Raw genomic sequence first — 23,334 nt, 5'->3', positions numbered from 1 at the left:
ATGAATGCAGTTTGTAACAGGCCGGTTAAAGATACAAATATATAATTCATATTTCCAGCTGAAACAGGCCTGCTATATGCCCAGCATCAGGGGCTCTTCTTCCGTTTCGGCTTCTTCGCAGTGTATTAACGGCGCATCGGTTATTTCTGTAAGCAGCAGGGTATAACCCAGCAATAATACAATCAGCAGCACCTGGTATCTTAGTACAATAGGTGCAGCAAAAACGCTGAATGCAAAATTCAGTGCAATGAAAACCCAGCATAACAACAGCGCTACATTAAATTTGCGGCTGGTTTTCCGGATCCCTTTTTTAACAAGATAACGGATGGTTTCTTCCAGGAACAACAAATGACAAATAACGATCAGTGAAGGGAACAGCGACATGAGCGTGCTTTGCAGATCGTTGTATTTACCTTCCGGCTTAGGTTTATCTCCATCTTTGAAAAAAGCAGCTACCTCTTTATTCACCAGGTTAATTACCGGCCGGTTATAGCCGCCCAATACTTCCAGCTCCGGCAATAAATAAAGCTTCGCATTGCCAAGCAGGTAGTAACGGGTAAAATCCCAGGGATACTTCCTGATCATATAATTGCCGTATTCACTACACAGGGGCGCTACTGCGCTCCAGCCGGCGTATACGTCTTTGTCTTTATGCGCCAGTACATAATCCCTCAACATTCCCTTCTGAGGCCCGTTCATATCCCACATAAAATACGACCCGTCAGACACAGCGATCTTTCTGGGCAACTTCCTCACCGCCGTAATATAATGATACACGGCTTTATGGGTTACCGCAAGCTGCGCCGGTACTCCCGCTGAATCCAGCGGTATATACTGCAACATGTACATGGCATTATTCATGATCTGCCAGCCACTGAAAGCAGAGAATATTTTCACCCCGGAATGTTCTGCCGTTTTCTGACGGGTGAATATCACAAATGAAACAATCAGTACCACGGGCAGTAAAATAGCAGCTATTTTCTGCCAGGGCCGGTAAGCCGACAGCAGGATCGGTATCAGTGCTACCAGCGGGTAAAACATGGCATTGTACCGTACTGTAAATGCATACCCTAATAATGCTCCATGAAATACCAGCAGCAATGTGGTAGGCTTATGCAGGATCCATAGCAGCAGGGTAATCCATGTAAGCCCCAGCGAAAGGAACAAGGCATCAGAAATAAAATAATTGCTCAGGAAAGGGAATAAGGGATTAATCAGCAGGAATGCATAAAACCCATACCGGAAATAACTCTGTGGGTTAAAAATATAACACACGCTAAAGTAAAAGAAAAATGCACTGGCTTCCAGCATCGCAAACTGCACTGCCGCCAGCATGGTTTCCGAACGTGAAAACTGGTGAAACAACCACAGGAATTTGGAATAACCCACCGGCCAGAGGTTATAGTTCCTGTTCTGCAAAGCCGTTTCCATATAGGATCCTGTATCAGAGGTAAAATCCATATAGGGGAAGAAATGCTTAAATATGATCATCTTCATTAACGCAATAACAACAGCCGCTGCCAGAAGCAGGCCATTACGCCGGTTGCTGAATATAAACGCGCCGAAACCAGGGGATGGGGTGGATAGTAATAACATAGCCAGTTTTGAGAATTACAAGTATAAAAGAGGTTACTGAATTGGCGTATCAGTATGTGATTTCCAACGTTTTAAAGAACTTTTTTCCAGAAAAAGGGATTAAAAATTTGGTAATTATCGGAAATGTTATAATTTCGCGGTCCTGAATTGCTATTGCCTGATAGTATAACGGTAGTACGACAGACTCTGACTCTGTTTGTCTTGGTTCGAATCCAGGTCAGGCAACGAAAAAAAGCTCGCTTAACGGCGGGCTTTTTTTATTGGGGAAAAGCGGGATGATAGTATCACGTGATACTATCATCCATCTGGGAAAAACAGGATCAAGTTGAAAAGTTGGGGGATGGGATAAAAAGTAGTTTTTTTGCAGCAGATTAACCAACGAAGCACGTGGATCAGAATTTTCGCAAACTAGTAGAGATGCTGTTACCAGCAGGGGTTTTAGAGTATTTTGACTTAATTGATTCAAGTCAGAATAAGGAGGGTATTGATATATACCTGGAAGAAAAGAATACAATCCCAGTAGAGCATCAGCATAGAAAAGCACACTCCAAAGGTTTCTTCTCAGAAATTGCAATTCAGGATTTTCCTATACGTGGCCAAAAGGTCACCCTGCATGCCAAACGCCGTCGGTGGGAGGTTTTAGAGGATGGAGAAATAATAACAAGAGATTGGGAAATAGTTAAAAAAGGCACACGAATGACACCGGAGTTCGGTGCTTTTTTAAAAGGATTACTTAGATAAATATCCTGTAAGCCCTGTGCAATTGGGCCATTTCTTTCAGATAGACGGTAAACAGTTAGGCCAGCAATACAAGCATCATCTCAGTGATTTTGGTACCTGGGATCAAAAAGAACATGCTACTGAATGGATGCTTTTTGAACAAAACATTGGTGCCGCTTTAAGTATAGACGAGACAGCCTTTTCCAGTGGAGAACTGTATACAATTGTCACTAATAAGCTGGCCAAAGGGCGCAAAGGCTCAATAGTGGCTATGATCAAGGGCACTCAGTCTGAATTTCTGAAAGAAATACTGTTTAAGATCCCTAAACGCCTGCGTGGAAGAGTACAGGAAGTTACCATCGATATGTCTGGTAGCCTTAATAGCGCTGTTAAAGCCTGTTTCCCTAACGCCCATCGGGTGATAGATCGCTTCCATGTGCAACACCTGGCTTTTGATGCGGTACAGGAAATCAGAATAAAGCATCGCTGGGAAGCCCTGGAACAGGAGAATCTGGAATACGAGCAGGCAAAACGAGCCGCAATGAAGTATGAGCCAGTCAGGCTCGCTAACGGCGATACAGCTAAACAGCTGCTGGCCAGAAGCCGATACTTGCTATTTAAGCATCCCAGACTATGGACCAGAGAGCAGCAGCAGAGAGCGGAACTTTTATTTAGTCATTACCCCCTTATTCATAAATCCTACCAGCTATCCCTGCGACTCGGTGAGGTTTACAGACATTGTAAGTGTAAAGAAGAAGCATTTAAGAAGCTGGCTTTGTGGTATAATGACGTGGAGGAAGCGGGGATTTTATCCTTCAAGACCGTTGCCAGGACTATCAGAACTCATTATCTGGGTATCCTCAACTTCTTCAACAACAGAGCCACCAATGCGGCTGCAGAATCATTCAATGCAAAAGTAAAGGCCTTTAGAAATGCACTACGAGGGGTGCGGGATGTAGAATTCTTTCTCTATAGATTAACTAAACTCTATGCTTAAAATTTATGGACATCCCCCAACTTTTCAACTTGATCCGAAAAACAACATTCCTGATCATTATTTTGCTACACTAAAACGTAACTCGTACTCCTTCCTCCTGCATCTTCCTTCTTCAATACGCCTTTTTGTACCAGGTCGTTTATATCCCGTACAGCGGTATCAGAAGAACATTTGGTGATCTTTGCCCACTTTGAAGACGTTAGTTTTCCAGTAAATCCATCGAGTAGTTTAATAAGAATATTCCTTTGCCGCTCATTAAATGAAGCGTCTTTATGTTCCTTCCAAAACCTGGCTTTCTTTAAAACATTAACAAGAATATCATCAGTGTTCATCATTGCACGATGGAGGCATGCGAGGAACCATTCAATCCACCCGGTTATATCCAGCTTGCCCTTTTGCGTTTTCTCCAGTATAGCATAATATGCATTCCTATCCTTCCTGATCTGAGCCGACATACTGTAAAAGCGCTGGTTGTTATTATCCGAACGCGCAAGTTGCATATCCGCAATAGCCCGGGCTATACGACCGTTGCCATCATCAAATGGATGTATTGTAACAAACCATAAATGAACAATGGCAGCCTTGATGATCGGATCATAATCCACATCACGATTAAACCATTCAAGAAAAATGTTCATCTCACCAGATAGTTTGCCCGCTGCCGGCGCTTCATAGTGAACTTTTTCTTTGCCATAAGGACCTGAAACCACCTGCATAGGAGCTGTATCAGGATTGTTCCTCCATGCTCCCGTTATAATCTTTCTCATTCCGCTTCTCCCTGTAGGAAAGAGTGCAGCGTGCCAGCTGAACAGCCTCTCATCATTGAGTGTACTTTCATATCGCTGGGTGGCATCCATCATCATTTCTACAACACCTTCCACTTCCCGGTCGGCATATACAGGGCTTGCAATATCAATTCCAAGCCTTCTTGCGATAGATGATCTCACCTGATCGGTATCAAGAATTTCTCCCTCTATTTCACTGGATTTCAAAACGTCTAACGTAAGTGTTTGCAGGGAGGCCTCTGTTTGCAGATCAAAGCCAAGACTTTCCATATAGCCTAATATTTTTCCCTGGCGAAAGCGTACCTCCGCCAACTGATCCGCCAATTTCCCGGCATCCCATTTAAACCCCGGCCATCCTGGTTGTTGATGAATATACATTTAATCACCGCATTTTATGCGGCGAATATACGCATTAATCGCCGCAACCTTGCCTTAATCACCGCATAAAATGCGGTGATTAAAAAATACATTTCATAAATTATTGTAAGTGAATATATTAAATAGTAAATATTAATTCAACTCAAATAAGTTAATCCAGTACTTCTGGTCATATTGCAATTGGTTTATCTGGCTTTCCGGCACGATACACCCAGAACCGGGCATCACCTAAGCCTCTTTTGCATGGGTGGATTATGCACCTATATCTTCCCTAACAAGTACCCCACTTTTTATACGCCCTTATTTTGTAATGAAATTTAAAGGATATAAAGATGGTAACGGGCTCCCTCTCCGTTGCCATTAAGATGATCCCCTACTCCGCTTCAGCGCTGATTGTACAACAGTGATGATGCATCCCGTCGTGTATGGGCAGCCACATTTGAGGAATACGGATACATCAATCCACTGATACGCTTCATGCAATTAGAATCACTATCATTTGGATTCCTAACTATAAAAAATTCGTATATTCGGTATAACTAAATTATAGATATGGCAAAACAAAATGGGCTATTCCAATTCACTGGTAAATTGGGTAATGTAATCGGCTACCGGCGAAATGGAAACTATTTTGTTCGTTCTATGCCGGCAACGGTCAAACAAACATCCGCCACCCGGCAGGCATCCCGCAACTTCGGGATCGCCAGCAGGAAGGCCAAGCTTATCCGGAAGGCAATAATGCCCCAGCTGGATATTAACTACGATGGCTCCTTTGTGAACCGCCTGAATAAAACGCTGATCCAGACCAAGCACCTGGAAGGATTCCGGCTGAATAAGCATACCGGCACAGAAAAGTTTTTCTCCATACAACCGGTTATGCAAAACGGCCACCTGATCATTCCTGCGCAATCATTACCGCCGCAGGGTGCCGCTACACACCTTGAGCTTACAGTGGTGGCTACACGCATCAGCTTCATAGAACGACTTATCACTCAACATCAAAAAGCAACCATCACCATCGATATCAATACCCTCTTCAAAGGCGCGGAACTGGAAGCCGCCTTTCCCGGGAAAGGAACACTTTTTGTTGTACTATAGGTGAAGGTGCTGAAGGGAAAAGAAACAAGTGCGGACCGCCGCTTCATGGCCGCCGATATCATAGCCGCAACCACAACAGAAAGCAGGAAACGAAAACAACAGATACCGGATGTAAGAAAGGTACTACCTTACACACCAACATCCAATAAAGAAAAACTACCGGCGCCGGATATACGCAACAAGAGAAGAAAATGGCCACGGGAATGAACACCCACACGCGCATAAAATCATCTTTCAAATAAGATCATTACAAACACAGAGCCGGTATCTCTGCGGTGTTTCATGCCCACTGGCAATATATCCCGGCTTCCGGGTATCACTAAACCAGGCAAAAAACATTATCAAGTCACCCTTCCGGCAATAAAACGCATTTTAAACACCCGCACCCTCCTTTCCCCAAACAAGAAAATCAACCAAACACCCATTATCTCACCCAAAATATAACCCCAGATCAAGTCCACCTTTCCTGCACACGCTCTGCAAGCATACAGTATGCCCTAAGCCACACCACAGCTATTCCCAGGCATCAGCCACATATTCCCAAAACAACAATCATTAAAAAATAAAATCAAAGTAATCAGCGTAATCAGTGTTCCAAGACAAAATCCCCAAACTTTTCCGTAATTTAACGGATGCGTTATATCACCTTCTATATACTCATGCTCCTCTCGCCCGTTTCAGTAATGGCGCAAACAGTTACCCCTGTGGAACTCGGCGCCCTGTCTACCGATAAAATCAAAGAAGCCTCCGGCATCGCCTCCAGCTCCACACTGAAAGGATGCTTCTGGACTCATAACGACAGCGGCAATAAACCCGAAGTATACCTGCTCAACAACAAAGCAGAACTGATCAGCACCGTAAAACTCGCTGATGCAGGGAACCGCGACTGGGAAGACATTGCAGAAGGGATAGGCCCGGTAAAAGGCAAGCACTATGTGTATGTAGGCGATATAGGCGATAACTCCGGTATAAGAAACCATATCCGCATTTACCGCTTCCAGGAACCGGATAAACTGCCGGCCGCTCACCTGGAAATCACACCGGATGTGCTTACACTGCACTATCCCAACAGCCCCCGCGATGCAGAATCGCTCATGATAGATCCTATCAGCAAACAGATCTATATCCTCAGCAAAAGAGAAAAAGAAATAAGCCTGTATAAAACCAGCCAGCTGTTCTTCAAAGACGGCGATAAAGCCACCCTGGAAAAACTGATAAAACTCCCCTACACCTGGGTTACCTCCGGCGATATTTCGAAAGACGGGCACCACATCGTTATTAAAACCCTCACCACCGTTTATTACTGGCATCGCAACACGGGCGAAAGCGTGGAACAAGCCATGTCAAAAACCGCAAAAGAGCTCCCTTACGTGATCGAAAAACAAGGAGAAGGTATCGCCATACTCCCCGATAACAGCGGCTATGTAACCATCAGCGAAGGAAAACATGCGCCTGTAAATTTTTATAAATGGAAATTCTAAGCCGCTAACATTTACTGCTGACGTCGCATTTCAGTAACATCGCCTATACTTGTATAGTGCGTGCAGCCTTCACTATCTGCTGCTAACCCGTATTTCATATACCCTCAAAAACAGATGATTCCCCCGCCGGGAAACACCTGGAGCAAAACCATTTTTTACTATGCCACTGACAAACAGCTTCCACCATTTTTTTGCCCGGGGAATGCCATCCCGGTAAACCGTTACAAACAGGAATTACATACAGCTCTCCTCAGAACCATTAATTCAATAACCTCATTCGCTCATGCAAAAGAAAGCTATCATCATTGGCGCCGGCCCCGCAGGCCTCACCGCTGCCTATGAACTACTACAGCGCACCGGTATCACCCCTATTGTACTGGAGAAAAGCACAGACATCGGCGGTATTTCCAAAACCGTTAACTACAAAGGTAACCGCATCGATATCGGCGGCCATCGCTTCTTCTCCAAATCAGACCGCGTAATGGACTGGTGGATGAACATGATGCCGCTGGATAAGGAAGCCGCTGAAATATTCTCCATCAGCTACCAGCAAAAAACAAAAGAAGTAAAGGTGAACCGCAACAACAATAATACCGACACCCTGGTAGCTCCCGATCCGGATCTCATCATGCTGGTGAGAAAACGCCTGTCGCGCATCTATTTTCTCCATAAGTTCTTTACCTATCCCATCCAGTTATCGGTAGATACGCTGCGTAAACTCGGCTTCACCACCACCATCAGCATCATGATGTCGTACCTGTGGGCACAGATCTTTCCACGGAAAAATGAAAAATCGCTGGAAGACTTCATGGTAAACCGTTTTGGCCTTACCCTCTATCATCTCTTCTTTAAAGACTATACAGAAAAAGTGTGGGGCGTATCCTGCAAAGCCATATCTGCGGAATGGGGCGCGCAAAGGATCAAAGGCATCTCCATAGGGAAAGCTATTGCCCATGCGGTGAAATCTGCGGTGGAAGCAGGCAAACCGAAAGACCTTAAACAAAAAAATGTGGAGACAAGCCTGATCGAACAATTCCTGTATCCTAAACATGGCCCCGGCCAGCTTTGGGAAGAAGTAGCTCACCAGGTGATCAACAAAGGCGGCACTGTGCTGATGCAACACGATGTAAAAAAGATCCATACCTCCGGCAACCAGATCACTGCTATAGAAGCGCTGGATCGCAGCACAGGGGAAACAGTGGTGCTGGAAGGCGACTACTTCTTCTCTACCATGCCCATCAAAGAACTGGTGGCCGACCTGGAAGCAAATGTACCAGGCAATGTTCGTGAAATCGCTGCAGGACTGCATTACCGCGACTTTATCACCATCGGCATCTTACTAAAAAACCTCAGCTTCGAAGATAAAAAAACCGGTGAGCACAAGCCGCTGGAACTGAAAGATACCTGGATCTACATCCAGGAAAAAGATGTAAAGGTAGGCAGGCTGCAATTGTTCAATAACTGGAGCCCCTACATGGTGAAAGACCGGGATACCACCTGGGTGGGAATGGAATATTTTTGTAATAAGGGAGATGATTTCTGGGACCTGAGCGATGAAGAGATCCGTGAAACAGCCATCCGCGAACTCTGTAAAATAGGACTGGCACAACAGGCCGATGTACTCGATGCTACCGTGCTCAGGATGGAAAAAACATACCCTGCCTATTGGGGTACCTATGCCCGCTTCGAAGAACTGAAAAGTTATATAGATACCTTCGAGAACCTGTTCCTGGTGGGCCGCAACGGCATGCACAAATACAACAATTCCGATCACTCCATGCTCACCGCTATGGTGGCGGTAGATAATATTGCCAACGGCATTGTTACCAAATCAAATATCTGGTCTATAAATACGGAACAGGAATACCATGAAGAAAAAAAATAAAAAATCCGCAGCCTTTGTCCGGGAGGAATATGCTCCCTGGCAAAGGCTGCGGACAAATACACCGGTTACCGTTTCTCGTTATACACGCCAAACTCTGCAATCGCAGGCGTTTCGGAATAACCGTTTATCAGTATCCTTACTTTATTACCCCATACACGCGGGAAACGATGAATACTCACACGACCCGCATGTTCCCCTTCTGATGGCAACGGCTTCCACTCCCCGTTCTCATTGTATTCCAGCCGGTATTGCTTAATACGCGCTTTATCTTCGGTAATCACTATCATGTTAAAGCCCTCCTGCCGGTCAAATTCCACTTCAAACCAGGGTTGCTTCACCGCGCGGTTCGATTGCCACGTGCTTCTGAAACTATCATCGTTCGCAAAATCCATGATGTTCATATCACTGCTCCAGCTGGAATTAGCCGGTTGGTGTTTGGCAATGTTAGGTGAAATAATGGGAGATGCATACGCGGGTAATGCCGCTACAGGTCCGTCATTTTTCCATTGCTTCCCGATCTGCTTTAAGGTTTCCAGGGCATTGTTGTCAATCAGTCCATCGCGGTTAGGCGCCACATTCAAAATAAAATTGCACCAGGCTTTATTAAACGGAACAATGTTTTCGTTCACCAGCCTGTCAACGCTCTTCACCGGCGTAGTGGGGAAATCCGCTTTCCAGAACCATGCCGTGTTGATAGGCAGGCACGATAATGCCGGCAAGTGGTTATTCTCCGTAGAAATGTGCTGACCCGCACCCTGTTCATACGATTTTATATCTGTATAGAACAAGGCTTCTGCAGGGTACTTCGCTGCGTTCAGGTCCATCACCAGGCAGTTAGGCTGCAGCCTTTTAATCAGCCCATAGATTTCCTCAAAAGGCACATCATCATATGAGATCCTTGACCAGGGCGCATCCCATCCATCAATGATCAGCGCAGTGATTTCCCCATAGTTGGTAAGCAACTCGGTGAGCTGCGCCTTGATCATCTTAATGTCTTCCTTTGTAATCTGTCCCGGTCTTATCTTATGGTGCGTGTCCAGGATAGAGTAATACAACATCACCTTCAGTCCTTTCGCACGGAAGGCATTGGCATATTCTTTTACCACATCCCTTTTCAACGGGCTGTTCATCACATTATAAGGTGTGGTTTTGGTATCCCAGATAGCAAAGCCGCTGTGATGTTTTGTAGTTAAACAACCATAAGACATATTCGCCGATCTGGCCGCTGCTGCCCATTGATTACAATCCAGTTTCTTCGGGTTGAAGATAGCCGGCGATGCCTCCGGATCTGCCCAGTCGTCGTCCATAAAAGTGGGGATATTAAAATGGATGAACATACCGAAACGCAGATCCACAAATTGTTGCTGCAATGTATGCAGCGACGGCATTTGCTGCGCACCGGCATTTCCTGTTACAAATAACAGTACTGCTGCCAGAATGCTGATAACCTGATTCTTTTTCACAAGCTGATGAGTTAAAATATAAAGAATAAAATTTACTACTTCCATTCAGGCTGCTGCACCAATTTGCGGCCCTGGTCCAGTATGCCCTGTGGTATAGGCCATACATAGAATTTATCTGTATTAAAGTGACGGTCTTCCAGCTTTGTTTTTGGATACTTGTTGGTTTTGCCACCGGTAGCAGGAATGTCTGTTAACCCGGCAGAGGCATCCATGGTGTAAACAGGCCCGTTCAGCACCTGTTGCCCGATCCTCCAGCGCAGGATATCAAAATAACGGTGCCCTTCGCCAGCCAGCTCTACCCGGCGCTCATGACGGATAAAGATGCGCAGCGTTTCCTTGTTCATACTCCAGCCATTAAGGGCGAAGGTAGCTGCTACATTGGGCATGCCTGCGCGTGTCCTTATCTCGTTCAGTGCATTGGTAATTTCTGCAGATGGACCGGTGGCCTCGTTGGCTGCTTCTGCATAGGTAAGCAATACTTCCGCGTAACGGAGGATCTTCCAGTCGTTGCCACCATTATCACGGGCCTCCAGCTCTGTTTTATCAAAGATCTTTTTAAAAGCATAACCGGTATATGTGGCTTTATCGCCGCCAATTTTATCCAGCGTGCTGTTAATCGGATCATACATCTTATCATTGGCCAGCGTACTGCCGGGATAATAAATAGTAGCATTTAAACGTGGATCGCGGTTTTTCCATGGTGCATGCACATCATACGCCGGGTCTTTGGTATAAGGGTAATAACCGCTGGCGCTTTCATAATCATCTACCAGTGAAGGCAATGGATTCAGGTACAAGGTTCCCCCGGAAACAGAGTTCACACCGGCAATGTCACGAAGCCCGTTGGCCCGGAGTTCCTTTACATGAATATAGCTGATGATGCTTTCGGAAGAATAATCTCCCTCCTGCTGGAACAGGTTATAGTAATCCGGGTAAAGGGAATATACTTTGCTGTCCATCACTTTCTTTGCTTCCGCAGCGGCGCCTGCATAATCGCCGGTGTATAGCAACACCCTTGCTTTCAGTCCGCGGGCGGCGCCCTGGGTGAAGCGTCCCTTATCATCGCCGGTGTAGGATGGCGGCAGATCGGGGGCGGCTTCATCCAGCCATTTGATCACCTGGGATATGACTGCCGCTTTCTTATCCTGCGGCACATCCGATTCTGCCGGTGTAGCAAATACTTTCATCACCAAAGGCACATCCCTGAAAAGCGTAGCCATTATGAAATAGCGGTAAGCCAGCATCACTTTTACTTCTGCTTTTAATCTTTTCCTTAACCCTTCGTTCATATCCGGCACTTTATCCACATGATCAAGAAATTCGAGGCAATGCCTTACCTGGCCGTATTGCCATTCATCGCCCAAATAACCGGTAGTGGCCACAAAGGTGCTGTTGCCTATCAGCTGTGCATTGCGGAGGGTGTTGCCCCAGGAAGCTGTTTTGGAAAAAGCATTATCGCTCATGCCTTCATAGCAAACAAAAAAATCGGCGGAAGGAAGGAACTCATAGATCCTGGAAGCAAACTTTACGGCGTCGGATTCCGTGGTCCAGTAGGTAGCATCAGAGTACTGATCCAGCGGCGCGCGGTCCAGGAAGTTTTTTGAGCAGGCAGCTAAAACACTGCAGGCGCATAATATAGCGATGAGATGTAGTCGTTTCATGTTGATGTTGTTTTGCAGTGAGGGCGTCATCAGAATTTCAGGTTCAGGCCAAAGGTGTAAGTCTTCATCTGGGGGAAGTTCACACCTGATTGCCAGTTGTCGATTTCCGGATCAAAGTTTTTCGGGAAACGTTTTGATTTCAGTGTCAGTACATTTTCCATCATGAAATAAAAACGGATCTGGCCAATCTTCGCGCGTTGCAAAATATTATTGGGCACACTGTATCCCAGCTGCAGGTTCTTCAGGCGCACATATTTTGAATCATACAACCACCAGTCGGAAAAATCGTAGTTCACGCTCAGGTCCTGCCGCATCAGGGGATAGCGGGCGCCTTTGTTTTCCGGCGTCCAGGAGTCCATCAGGTCGGTGGTGAAGGAACCGCCGTAATTGAACGGACTTACGGCATAACCGGTGAGGTATGTTTTATTCTTCAGCACACCCTGGAATAACATACTTAAATCAAACTGCTTCCAGGAGAAGTTAGCGTTTACGCCAAACATCAGATGCGGATCCGCATCACCCAGTATTACCCGGTCTTCCGGGGTAATCTGGCCATCACCGTTGGTATCCTGGTACTTGATGTCGCCAGCTTTATTCTGTGGTTTATAAGCGGGCGATGCTTTTACTTCTTCATCAGACTGGTACAGGCCAAGTGCTTTGTAGCCGTACCAGGTCCAGCGTGACTGTCCAACCATCACCGGGTTTTCCTGCAATACATCCGGTGTGCCGCCCAGGTCGAGGATCTTATTACGTGAATCGAAGATATTTACCATTACACCGTACTTCAGTTTATTATCGCGGTTCTGGTAGCCGGCAGATACTTCCCATCCCCAGTTGCTCATACGGCCCAGGTTCATTACCGGTGCATCACGGCCAAAGGTGGAAGGCACGCTGGGGGTGAGCAAAATACCGGTGGTTTTCTCTTTAAATACATCTGCGGTGAGCGTTAATTTCTCCTGGAAAAACCCGGCATCCACACCAATATTCCCAGTTACTTTTTCCTCCCAGGTCAGATCCGGGTTAGCGGTATTGTTGTAGTAGGTAGTGGTTTGCGCTTTATCATTGAAGTAAGAAGCGCCGGTGCCTATCAAACTGGCCCATGAATAAATACCGCGTGTATCCGTTCCCGTTGCATTCTGGTTGCCCACTTTTCCGTAGGAAGCACGCAGTTTCAGGTTACTGATGGTGGCCGATCCTTTCAGGAAGTCTTCTTCCGAAATCCGCCATCCGGCAGAAACGGAGGGGAAGAATCCCCAGCGGTTATTTTTGAAGCGGGAAGATCCGTCGTACCGCCCGTTCACTTCCAGCAGGTAGCGGTCTTTAAAGCTGTAGGATAATCTTCCGAACATCGACTGGATAGCCCATTCATAGGCGCTGCCGCCGGTGCTCCACTGGTCTTTTTTAACACTGCCCCCGTTGATCACATGGATATCATTATTCAGGAAATCCTGACGGCCCAGGGAATAGGCATCGTATTTCATACTTTCCTGGCTGTATCCCAGCAATGCTTTAAAATCGTGCTGCTTTAACTGTAAGCCATAATTCACCGTACCGATGAATGTTTGGTTAATAGCAGTATTATATTCATCTCTCAGCGAGTTGGGCGATTGCTGCGTGGTAACAAGGTTCTCGTCATCATCATACAATTTATAGGTAGCCCAGAAAGTTTTGTGTTTAATATCACGGCTGTTATAAGAGTACTGTCCTTTTACCGACAGGTTTTTGGTGATCCCGTAATCCAATGTGAGGTTGGTGTTAAGGTAATTATCCTTGTAATTTTCAAACCCGCCATGGTTGATAATAGCTACCGGCTGGGAACCTCCGCGGTAGCTCCTGTCGCGCCCCTGTGGGGTATAAGCCCACTCAGTAGGGTTCAGGATATATGCCCAGTGCATAGCGGTGGTATAAATGCCGGCGCCGGCAAAACTCTTAGGCGCATTCATATATACGGTATTGATCCCGAACTTCAGGTTGTCCAGGATCTGTGTATTCACGTTTACCCGGGAAGTAAAGCGTTCGTTCATCACGCCTTGTACCAGTCCTTCCTGTTTCAGGTAGCCAAGTGATACAAAGTAATCCGTATTTTTTGTTCCGCCGGAGATGCCCACGTTATGTTGCATCTGGAGGGCGTTCTTTTTGAAGATGGCGCTGATCCAGTCGGTGCTGGGCAGTTCTCCGCTGGCGTACTTCTGGATATCGGCGTCGGAAAAACGAACAGTGGCATCGGGATTATCGTTCAGCTGGGATTCGTTCCATTTGCGCATAAAGGATACTGCGTCTACCAGTTTGGGGAGATAGGTAGGCTGTTGTGTGCCTGCGTAGGCATCATACGCCAGCGAAGGCTTGCTGTTCAGTTTACCTTTACGGGTAGTTACGAGTATTACCCCGCCGGAGGCGCGGGCTCCATAAATAGCGGTAGCGGAAGCATCTTTCAGGATACTGATGTTGTCGATGTCCTGCGGGTTCACTGTTTCAAGCTGCCCGGCTACCCCATCTATCAGCACCAGCACCGGGTTGCTCGACAGGGTACTGATACCGCGGATATTCAGTTTATTGTTATTGGTTCCCGGCATACCGTCTGTTTGCTGTACAAACAGCCCGGGGACCTGGCCCTGCAGGGCATTCACCACGTTGGGCACTGGCCTTTCCGCTACGGCGGCTCCTTTTACGGAGGCTACGGCGCTGGTAAGACTGGCCTTTTTCTGGGAGCCATACCCCACCACTATAATTTCACCGAGCTTTTTTGTGTCTTCCGTGAGTACGATACGCAACTGTGTGTCACTACCGCTGGCTATCTCCCGGGCATTATAGCCCATAAAGGATACAATAAGCACCGCATTTTCAGGAATGCCTTTCAGCAGGTATTCCCCTTTTTCATCAGTAACAGTAGCCATAGAGGCATCTTTCACCCGTACAGACACGCCAGGTAAAGGTTCATCTTTTTCATTCACCACTTTCCCGCGGATATCTTTGTACTGGAGGCCGGCATCTGCATCCAGCGGCATATTTGCCAGCATTTCATTGCTTCGGCGGATGATCACTTTATCATCTGCTATAAAATATTCCAGGGAAAAAGGGGCCAGCAGCTCTTTCAGCACATTGCCTACTTTCTGGTGCTTTGCCCGGATCGTAACAATGCTGTTAAAGATTTCCCGGTTAACGGCATAGCTGAAAGAAAGATTGGCGCTGGCGCCGATCTCATCCAGCGCATCATGCAATGCGCCACCTTCCACTTTCAGCGTGATCCTTTTTTCAAGCAGCTGGGCTTCGGTATGCTTGGCCAGCAATGTTAGTGTGGTACTACATACAACGACTACAATACACAATGACATTTTCATTAGCATGCCTATTACAGGTACACATTTTTTCATACTTTTACGTAGATTAAGGTTGAGTAAAAACTAGCTGCCATCGGTTACCAGGCCAGTGTGGCAAACTAGCGTTAAGACTTAACTTTCAGCCTCCCGCAAGGGAGGTTCTTTTTATGTAGGTGCCGCTTCCTTATGCATAGGCGGGTGATTTATTTCATAACGTTTAGCATTCCTTATCCATCCTGATGATATACGTGCTGCCATTGTTTTCCAAAGTGGCGTTGAGCGATAAGCACAACTGCCGCAATGCTTTCTCTAAAGTGCCGTTGGTATTGAATTCCCCGAAATAAAAACAGTTGGAGATCTTTCCTTTGATCTCAATTTTTACATTGTAATAATATCCCAGTTCAGCCGCCACTTCAGGTAAACCGGCCCTGTCGTACTTCAGGATGCCCTCACGCCTGCTGAGCAGGCCAGCAACAACCACCCCGTCTTCCTTCCTGATAGTGCCCGTTGCCTTGCTGAATACAGCCCGCTCACTGGGAGATACATGCACCGCACTATCAGCATTGCCCACCGCCACTTTACCGGTCAGCACCGTTACCGCTACATCCGGCTGTGCATCAAACGCCTGGATATTAAAGGAGGTTCCCAGTACACGTGTGTTTACACGTCCGCTGTGAATAATGAAAGGCTTCCCCGCATTGGTGCTTACATCAAAAAAGGCTTCACCACTCAGCGTGAGCTCGCGGTTTTCTTTCCCAAAGCCATCTGTATATGCCAGTGTGGAAGCAGGACTGAGCCAAACGGTAGTACTGTCCGGCAACTGTATCTTTTTATGTTCTCCCGCCTTAGTAACTACCAGCTGCTGCAGGGAATGAACAGGTGCTGGCGCCACCGGGCGCTGGAAATACCACCAGCCGCCTGCCGACAATACAAACAATACTGCTGCAGCGGCAGCTATTTTTGGCCACCAGGTACGTTTAACCGGCGCTACTTCCGGTATGGCAACACGGATATGGGACAACAACTGTTGCTCCATTTCCTCTTCCAGCAAGGATTTGGCGCCCAGCTCCGCCTCATTCCACTCCTGCGTGGTTTTAAAGCTGTGATAATAGTTCATGAGCTGCTCCACCTCTTCCTCACTCGCCGATCCGTCCATCCATTTATCTATCAATGAATAAAACTCCTGTCTGTTCATACCGGGTATTTTATCATTAGTGACAAAAAAGAAGGGCTACCCCCCAAAGCAGGAGCAAAAAAATTTTACTTATTGATCAACAGGAGCAGCAGCAAGGCATAGCCGAGGGCGGAGCGCAGCTTACGGAGGGCAATATTGATCTGGTTCTCAACGGTTTTTACCGAAAGGTTCAATTGCTGTGCAATTTCTTTATAGGAAAGGTGTTGGTCACGGCTCATCCGGAATATTACCCGGCATTTTTCGGGGAGACTGTCTATTAGTGTATTCAGGAGGGATTGCAACTCTTTTACGGCCAGCTCACTTTCCGGGGAAGCAGTTTCCATCCGTTCCAGCAGGTGGTCAAACAGTTCCTCCCGCACGGGGTTCTGCCTGATATACCGAAACACTTTGTAGCGGATGCTGGCAGAGAGATATGCTTTCAGGGGGCCATTCAGCCGGATACGATGGGATCTTTGCCACAGCTCTGTAAACAGTTCCTGCACCAGGTCTTTGCAGGCTTCCTTGTCTTTCAGCACCTGGTAGGCCAACAGGAACAGGGGCTCCCAATGCCGCTTGTACAACAGGCTAAGCGCCTGTTCATCACCCGACTGTAACAACAACAACAAAGCTTCATCTGTTTGCCCCTCAATGGCCGGCATGGTTGATTATAATTTTTTTATGGTGAGATGGAATACCGGGGATAAATATAGGGGTTAAATTATTATGGTTGGGGCAAAAAAGATGAGCGGTTCAAAGTAGAGTCTTCTTTGAACCGATCTTGTTATAAATGATTACCTGGTATTATTTCAAAAGCGTAAAGGCTCCTTTTCGCAGGAGCATCTGGTTCTCAAACCCGTAATACGAGTATTGAATAAAATATACATAAGCGCCTATTGGTTGCAACACATTCTTATAACGTCCATCCCAACCGGCTTTCGTATTATTTGTTTCAAATATTAATTCCCCCCAACGGTTATAAACCGCTAAGTGATATTTGGCTACGCCATTTACTCTTGGCCGGAAAACATCATTTACACCATCATTATTCGGTGTAAAGGCGTTTGGTACATACAGCGTTCTGACGCTGGACACCGTAACATGTAATGTGTCCGATTTAATACAGTTAAGACCCGTTTTGGTGGTTACAATGTAAGTAGTATTCTGCAAGGGCATGGCAATAGGATTGGCACAGTTGAAGCAGCTTAAGCTTTCTGCCGGTGTCCATTCATAATCAGGGGCATTTACAGCAGTAAGTGAAATTGTTTCACCCATATTTATCGAAATATCACTATTAAGGATCTCCACCCGTGGAATTATATTATTCACCAGGTTAATCGTAGTATCTATGCTACATTTATTGGCATCCTGGATTTTCAGGTAGTAACTGCCTGCGCCCAGTTTTTCAATAGGAGCAGTTACCTGGGTTCCCTCCCAAAACAAACTATAGGGAGGTGTGCCACCTTTAATATCTGTTAATACCTTTCCTATTTTCCGGTCGCAAATATCATCCTCTGTTAATACCTTTAAATCCATCACAGTGGGCGCCACTATCTCCAGGTAGGCACTATCCAGGCAAACGCCATTGCGGGTATATACCATGTAACTACCGGGGCCAATATCCTTTAATACTGGTTGCGACTGGAAGGGCTCTCCTTTTAATGCATATTCAAAAGGTGGTATACCTTTTTGCACGCTTACAGTGATAGTACCATCCGTGGTACCATTACAGGTAGGAGGAGTGGCCGAAACTGTTGTTTTAAGCAACCTGTCCTCCGCTATCTTCACGGTTAAAATACTCGTTGCATCACAACCGTTCTTATCCGTTACCTTAAAGCTATAATCACCCTGTGGCAATCCTTCGAAAAGAGGATCTGTCCCAGGTGTGGCATTATCGATCGAAAATGTATAAGGTGCCGTTCCGCCGGTTGCATCCAGCTTTATGGATCCTTCCTGGTGGTTACAGTCAATATCCGTAATAACACTGTTAATGGCAACTTTGTATAGATCTACCTGTACCTGGTCTTTTGCAGTACAGCCACCGTTACTAACTTCTACTTCATAAATGCCAGATCGATCCACCGAAATTTTGCGGGTGGTCTCACTGTTATTCCATTTATAGGACGAAAAGCCAGCCCCTCCATCCAATTCCACGGTCGTACCATCACATACAAGTATATCGCTACCCAGGTCTACCGACGGTTGTGGCAGTACAACTATATTTTTGCAAAATGCGCTTTCAGTAAGTGTAAATTCGTCCACCAACAGGTTCACGGTGTAGATACCAGGATCCTTATAAGAAAATACCGGCGGCTGTTTCGTATTGGCAGACGCAATACTTGAATTGGTGCAATTACTGAATACAAGCCTCGATAAAGTATTATTATATGCATTGGTGATAAAGGCATACAGGTTATTTCCTTCCCTGAAAACAGTAGAAATAGAATGCGGAAAGCTGAAATTTCCATTGGCAGATATCGCGGTACCAGTTAATCCATCCGGCAACTCGCTATTGATTCCATCTTTAAAATCAATTCTCACCATATTATCGCTGTTCCTGTTCACAGCAAGCGCAAATATATTACCGCAATCGTGTATCAACGACAGGTCCCTGGGACCATTTAAAACACCTCCCGGGTTACCGAGATTTATCCCCGTAGGTGTGTTGGAAAGCGAATTGCCGAGATCCAGCCTGGTAATGGTAGAAGAACCTTCATTAGTAACAAATAAATGCCATTCCCCATTTTCCTTCATAGCAAAGATACCTGTAGGGCGATCCATTGCACCAAGATTTCCAAAATTGGTAGCCGTTGGCTTGTTAGTAAATGAAGTACCAAACTCAAAACGGGTAACCGTATTGTTATAATAGTTTACCGTAAATCCATACCAGTTCCCACCTTCCTGTGTTATATACAAGTCAACCGGGTAATGCAACGTACCAATATTGCCCCAATCAGCCCAGGTAGACACAGCATTTGCCAGCGAATTCCCAAGATTAAGCTTTACGATCTTCGCAGTACTTGTTTCATTTCCACCCACAATTATGAGATGCCAGCCAGTTACATCCTTAACTAACTGCAATCCCTCAGTGGTATTAACCAGCAGATTCCCAAAGTTTCCAAGATTCTGTGAAACCGGTGTATTTAACAGGCTGGTACCAAATGACAGCCGCACCACATTACCCACATTATTGGTATAGAAAGCATAATAGTTAGCCCCCTCTTTGGCTGTCACCATAAATACAGGTATATCCATTTGTCCTCCTACATTTCCCAGGTTGGTAACCTGTGGAGGGTTATATAATCCACCGGAGCAGAAGTTCCACAGGAAAGTATTTCCTCCCACAGAAGTGTTAGTTATGTTTATGGGCGTGTTTACACAAACAGTATCAGGGCCGGCAAAACTGGCCTGGCTAAATACACGACTGGATACAAGGCTAAAGCTAAAAACTGTGATAACAAAAATATATAGGGAAATACGCATCAAACTATTGGGCTAATTTTCCACCAAACTACTCAACCTTCCTGAATAAAAAAAACTTCACCGAAAATGAGGCAGCCATGGGTGATACTGATCACTCATGGCTGCTTGTTCAACAGGGCTTTATTTTAAGTTATTATGAAACTTTATCATTTAACAACAACCTGATCATATCCTCCAGCATCAGCTCTGCATCGTGGTTCTGGATCATAAAATTTTTGAAGATGATCTTTCCATCCTGGTCAATCAGGTAATTGGTAGGCGCACCTCTCGCCGGCAGATTTTTCCGGTTTGCTTCTATGTCTTTCAGCGGTATAAAACTGTATTTACTGGACTTTACAAACGGTACTACGTATTCGTCCTGGTCGCGTACCATGTTAATGCCTAAATAGGAAATAGGCTGACCTTTAAAGTTCTTCAGCACTTTTTCAAAGTGAGGGAACTCTCCCCTGCAGGGGCCGCAACCGGGAAACCAGAAAGTGAGCAGCACTACTTTCCCCTTGTAGTCCTGCATGGTGGTTTTACCGCTTGCCAGGTACTGCTCCAGCGAAAAAGATGCTTCTCTGGCATCAGCATTTAACCGTTGTTTCAGATCACTGTAAACAGCGCTTTCCGTTTTGCCGGCTTCCTTACCATATGCCAGCAGCTGCGCTTTCAGCGACCTGGCGGGTGTAGCGGCATAGTATTTCATCAGGGTATCATACGCCTGTTGCGGATGTCCTCCGGAAGCGGCTACTTTAGCCTTGAGCAGCGCCAGTGTTTGCGGCATGCTGCCCCATCTCTTGGGCTTTATTTCATTCAGTACTGTGGCCGCCTCACCGGCTTTGTTCTCTGCCAGTAATTTTTCAGCGGCTACAAACTGCCCGGCGAGCTTTGCATCTTTTTCAAACGCATCTTTGCTTTCTGCTTCCAAACCGGGTGTAGCAGCCAGTTCTGAGGCCAGATTCATGGCTTCCGAAGGGCTTTCGGATAATAGCAAATCAAAATATTCGTCCATACCGGAATTGGACCAGCTGAATTTTGTTACCGGGAAATCACGGCGCATCTGTTCATACAACGCTTTCTTTTTCTGCAGATCTGGTTCACGGAAGGCTATCCAGTACAGCGCCTGCGCGCCACGCTGGCTCTCCGGAAATTTTTTGATCAGCTCATTACACATCTCGCGGTATTTCTGCGGGTTATCTTTCTCAAAGGCATTGGCATAGTAGAAAAAATAATCCGGGTTGTTTGGGTCTGCTGCAGATGCTTTGCCCATAAATTCCCTCGCTTTATCAAATTCTCCCCAGCGTTCTGCATCAACAGATAATTCCTGCCATGCATCCGCCAGTTTAGGATCCATTTCTACTGCTTTTAGTAGAAATGGCCGTGCTGCGGGGCTTTCCATGCCTGTATAAAATCTGCCCAAACCGTATTGTACGGCTGCTACCTTGGGGAATTGCTTTATCCATCGCTGGTACTGTTTTACTACTCCAGCGCTATCTTTCCTCATTGCCATTAAATAAGCTTCGTGGGCAGCAACATTCTCAGGGTGTTTATTGATAACGCCAACCAGGCTGTCGCCTTTTTGTTTCGATTGGGCGCCTGCCATTGAGGGCAGGCACAGCAACGCCGCTGCGGCAATGGTATATGCGCTTAAATGCTTGAAAGTTATTTTCATAATGCTGGTGTTTGACTGTATATAATTTTATGTAGATAATTACCAACCGGGGTTTTGTTCAGGAACTTTCCCCGCAGGATATTTCTGCAGCTGATCCTGTGGTATGGGGAAATAATACATCTTGTCTTCGAAGAAGCGCTGTTCCAGTGGTACGGCGGTATATGTTCTGGCGCCGTTTACAATGCCTATCTGCATGGATTTGATGGCAGCCCCAATCATCGTTTTACCGGTGCCCCATCTCCGTATATCATTGAATCGCTGGCCTTCAAATGCCAGTTCCACGGTGCGCTCACGTACATAATCATCCCAGGTGAGCTGGGTTGTTATTTCCGGCATATTCACCCGTTTACGGAGAAGGTTTACATAAGTGCGCGCTTCACCCGGATTATTCAGTTTCAGCTGGCATTCTGCATAGTTGAGATACACTTCACCCAGCCGCATCATGATGCAGTTCTGATAATTGGTATTATTACCCCCGAAAATATAGTTGGGGTTCATAAACTTACGCAGCAGGTAACCGGTAATAGCTGTGCTGGAAGTTCCGGGATTCATAGCAGAGCCCAGTTTAAGGTCCATTACGGTGTTCATCCAGGTGATACCATCGTAAATAACGCTGGCATGCAGGCGCGGATCGCGGTTGGCGTATGGATGCGCGGGATCGTATAACGTCGATTGATTCCAGGGTTTACCATCCGTCATCAGGTATTGGTCTACTATATTCTGCGTAGGGCAATCTCTCACACTGCCAAAACCGGTGAAGTAGGTGGAATTATTGTAATCGTCGAGTCCATGTACCTGCCCGCTCAGATCTCCCGCATATTCTTTATTAAAGATCACTTCACGGTTGTCATCATTCTCCGGGAAAAACATAGCGCCATAATCCGGGAACAGGGAAAACCCGCCTTTGTCTATCACTTCTTTGGCAGCGGCAGCAGCGCCGCTATAGTCCTTATGATTCAGCAACAACCTTGCTTTCATGGCCAATGCGGCAAAACGGGTAGCACGGCCTGTAGAGGTCGCAGGATAGCTTCCTGGCAAAATAGCGGCTGCATCATCCAGGTCTTTCACCATAAAATTTACACAGGCTTCATCGGTACCACGACCAATCGACAGCTCATCATCCAGCGATAATACTTTATCCACAATCGGGAAACGCCCGAAGGTAAAGTAGAGATCCATGTAATGCAACGCCCGGAGAAACAGCATCTCACCTTTGATCTGTTGTTTTCCGGCTGCGCTGAGCGGCATATCATCCATATGCGATAACACGTTATTGCAGTTACGCACTGCAATGTAAGTGTCGTTCCAGATGCTGGTGTTGATATTGGAAGATGGTGAATACTGTCCGGAGTTCACCAGGTTGGCTTCCAGGAACGATTTGGCGCATTTGGCTTCATCAGTGATATCACAGATCATCCAGTTGCCGGCATCGTCATAAATGGAATGTATCTTACTGTATGATTCCAGTACCACCCGGCCAATGAGGGCGCTGTCTTTCCATACGTTGCTGTCGCTGTAAAGGTTCAAAGGGCCTTTATTCAATGCCTCTTTATTACAGGCAACTGTTCCCATGGTTACAGCAAGGACTATATAGCTGATTAGTCTTTTCATTTGAGAGCATTAGATGTTCAATAAATTCATTTTC

General features: G+C 46.2%; 16 protein-coding genes and 1 tRNA gene. 7 read left to right on the top strand and 10 right to left on the bottom strand.

Annotated features, from left to right (window positions below; all coding sequences use genetic code 11):
- Nucleotides 1-72: 72 nt before the first annotated feature.
- Complete coding sequence (locus FN124_RS17925; RefSeq protein WP_142686129.1) at nt 73-1,596, bottom strand: glycosyltransferase family protein; 1,524 nt, start codon at nt 1,594-1,596, stop codon at nt 73-75.
- A 154-nt stretch (nt 1,597-1,750) separates the two neighbouring features.
- Here FN124_RS17925 and FN124_RS17920 point away from each other — a divergent pair.
- The 3 genes from FN124_RS17920 (at nt 1,751) to FN124_RS17910 (ending at nt 3,313) form a co-directional block, all read left to right on the top strand.
- A tRNA-Gln gene (locus FN124_RS17920) sits at nt 1,751-1,821 on the top strand.
- Nucleotides 1,822-2,013: 192 nt separating this feature from the next.
- Entirely contained in the window at nt 2,014-2,337 is a 324-nt protein-coding gene (locus FN124_RS17915) for an ISAon1 family transposase N-terminal region protein (RefSeq protein ID WP_142683040.1), read from the top strand.
- A 16-nt stretch (nt 2,338-2,353) separates the two neighbouring features.
- Nucleotides 2,354-3,313, top strand: a complete 960-nt coding sequence (locus FN124_RS17910; protein ID WP_260607489.1) for an ISAon1 family transposase — start codon at nt 2,354-2,356, stop codon at nt 3,311-3,313.
- A gap of 65 nt (nt 3,314-3,378) precedes the next feature.
- Here the strand turns inward: FN124_RS17910 and FN124_RS17905 are convergent, their stop codons facing one another.
- Nucleotides 3,379-4,476: a Fic family protein gene (locus tag FN124_RS17905; RefSeq protein ID WP_142686127.1), complete on the bottom strand. Its 1,098-nt coding sequence runs from the start codon at nt 4,474-4,476 to the stop codon at nt 3,379-3,381.
- Between the two features lie 552 nt (nt 4,477-5,028).
- Here FN124_RS17905 and FN124_RS17900 point away from each other — a divergent pair.
- The 4 genes from FN124_RS17900 to FN124_RS17885 all read left to right on the top strand — a co-directional run bounded on the left by FN124_RS17900 (nt 5,029) and on the right by FN124_RS17885 (nt 8,940).
- Nucleotides 5,029-5,574, top strand: coding sequence for a hypothetical protein (locus FN124_RS17900; RefSeq protein ID WP_142686126.1), 546 nt, complete (start codon nt 5,029-5,031; stop codon nt 5,572-5,574).
- Nucleotides 5,575-5,580: 6 nt separating this feature from the next.
- Nucleotides 5,581-5,781, top strand: a complete 201-nt coding sequence (locus FN124_RS17895) for a hypothetical protein (protein WP_142686125.1) — start codon at nt 5,581-5,583, stop codon at nt 5,779-5,781.
- Between the two features lie 425 nt (nt 5,782-6,206).
- The gene (locus FN124_RS17890; RefSeq protein WP_142686124.1) at nt 6,207-7,055 is read left to right on the top strand and encodes a hypothetical protein; all 849 of its coding nucleotides are present in this window, start codon (nt 6,207-6,209) and stop codon (nt 7,053-7,055) included.
- 283 nt (nt 7,056-7,338) lie between these two features.
- Nucleotides 7,339-8,940, top strand: coding sequence for an NAD(P)/FAD-dependent oxidoreductase (locus FN124_RS17885; protein WP_142686123.1), 1,602 nt, complete (start codon nt 7,339-7,341; stop codon nt 8,938-8,940).
- 65 nt (nt 8,941-9,005) lie between these two features.
- Here FN124_RS17885 and FN124_RS17880 read toward each other — a convergent pair whose 3' ends face one another.
- The 8 genes from FN124_RS17880 to FN124_RS17845 form a co-directional block, all read right to left on the bottom strand.
- The gene (locus FN124_RS17880; protein WP_260607488.1) at nt 9,006-10,403 is read right to left on the bottom strand and encodes an alpha-L-fucosidase; all 1,398 of its coding nucleotides are present in this window, start codon (nt 10,401-10,403) and stop codon (nt 9,006-9,008) included.
- Between the two features lie 35 nt (nt 10,404-10,438).
- Nucleotides 10,439-12,064 (bottom strand): RagB/SusD family nutrient uptake outer membrane protein, encoded by a 1,626-nt coding sequence (locus FN124_RS17875; RefSeq protein WP_185937256.1) that lies wholly within the window; start codon nt 12,062-12,064, stop codon nt 10,439-10,441.
- Between the two features lie 29 nt (nt 12,065-12,093).
- Nucleotides 12,094-15,435 carry a SusC/RagA family TonB-linked outer membrane protein gene (locus FN124_RS17870; protein WP_142686121.1) on the bottom strand — a complete coding sequence of 1,114 codons (3,342 nt, stop codon included), beginning with the start codon at nt 15,433-15,435 and terminating at the stop codon, nt 12,094-12,096.
- Between the two features lie 163 nt (nt 15,436-15,598).
- Nucleotides 15,599-16,576, bottom strand: coding sequence for a FecR family protein (locus FN124_RS17865; protein ID WP_142686120.1), 978 nt, complete (start codon nt 16,574-16,576; stop codon nt 15,599-15,601).
- Nucleotides 16,577-16,641: 65 nt separating this feature from the next.
- Nucleotides 16,642-17,214 carry an RNA polymerase sigma-70 factor gene (locus FN124_RS17860; RefSeq protein WP_142686119.1) on the bottom strand — a complete coding sequence of 191 codons (573 nt, stop codon included), beginning with the start codon at nt 17,212-17,214 and terminating at the stop codon, nt 16,642-16,644.
- Between the two features lie 142 nt (nt 17,215-17,356).
- A complete protein-coding gene (locus FN124_RS17855) occupies nt 17,357-19,897 on the bottom strand; it encodes a T9SS type B sorting domain-containing protein (RefSeq protein ID WP_185937255.1) in 2,541 nt (846 codons plus the stop codon).
- Between the two features lie 271 nt (nt 19,898-20,168).
- A complete protein-coding gene (locus FN124_RS17850; protein ID WP_142686117.1) occupies nt 20,169-21,689 on the bottom strand; it encodes a redoxin domain-containing protein in 1,521 nt (506 codons plus the stop codon).
- Between the two features lie 39 nt (nt 21,690-21,728).
- On the bottom strand, nt 21,729-23,300 hold the full coding sequence (locus FN124_RS17845; protein ID WP_142686116.1) for a RagB/SusD family nutrient uptake outer membrane protein: 1,572 nt from the start codon (nt 23,298-23,300) through the stop codon (nt 21,729-21,731).
- Nucleotides 23,301-23,334 lie beyond the last annotated feature (34 nt).

The organism is Chitinophaga polysaccharea, from assembly GCF_902150045.1.
Lineage (GTDB): Bacteria > Bacteroidota > Bacteroidia > Chitinophagales > Chitinophagaceae > Chitinophaga > Chitinophaga polysaccharea_A.
This window is presented reverse-complemented; position numbering and strand designations above follow the sequence as displayed.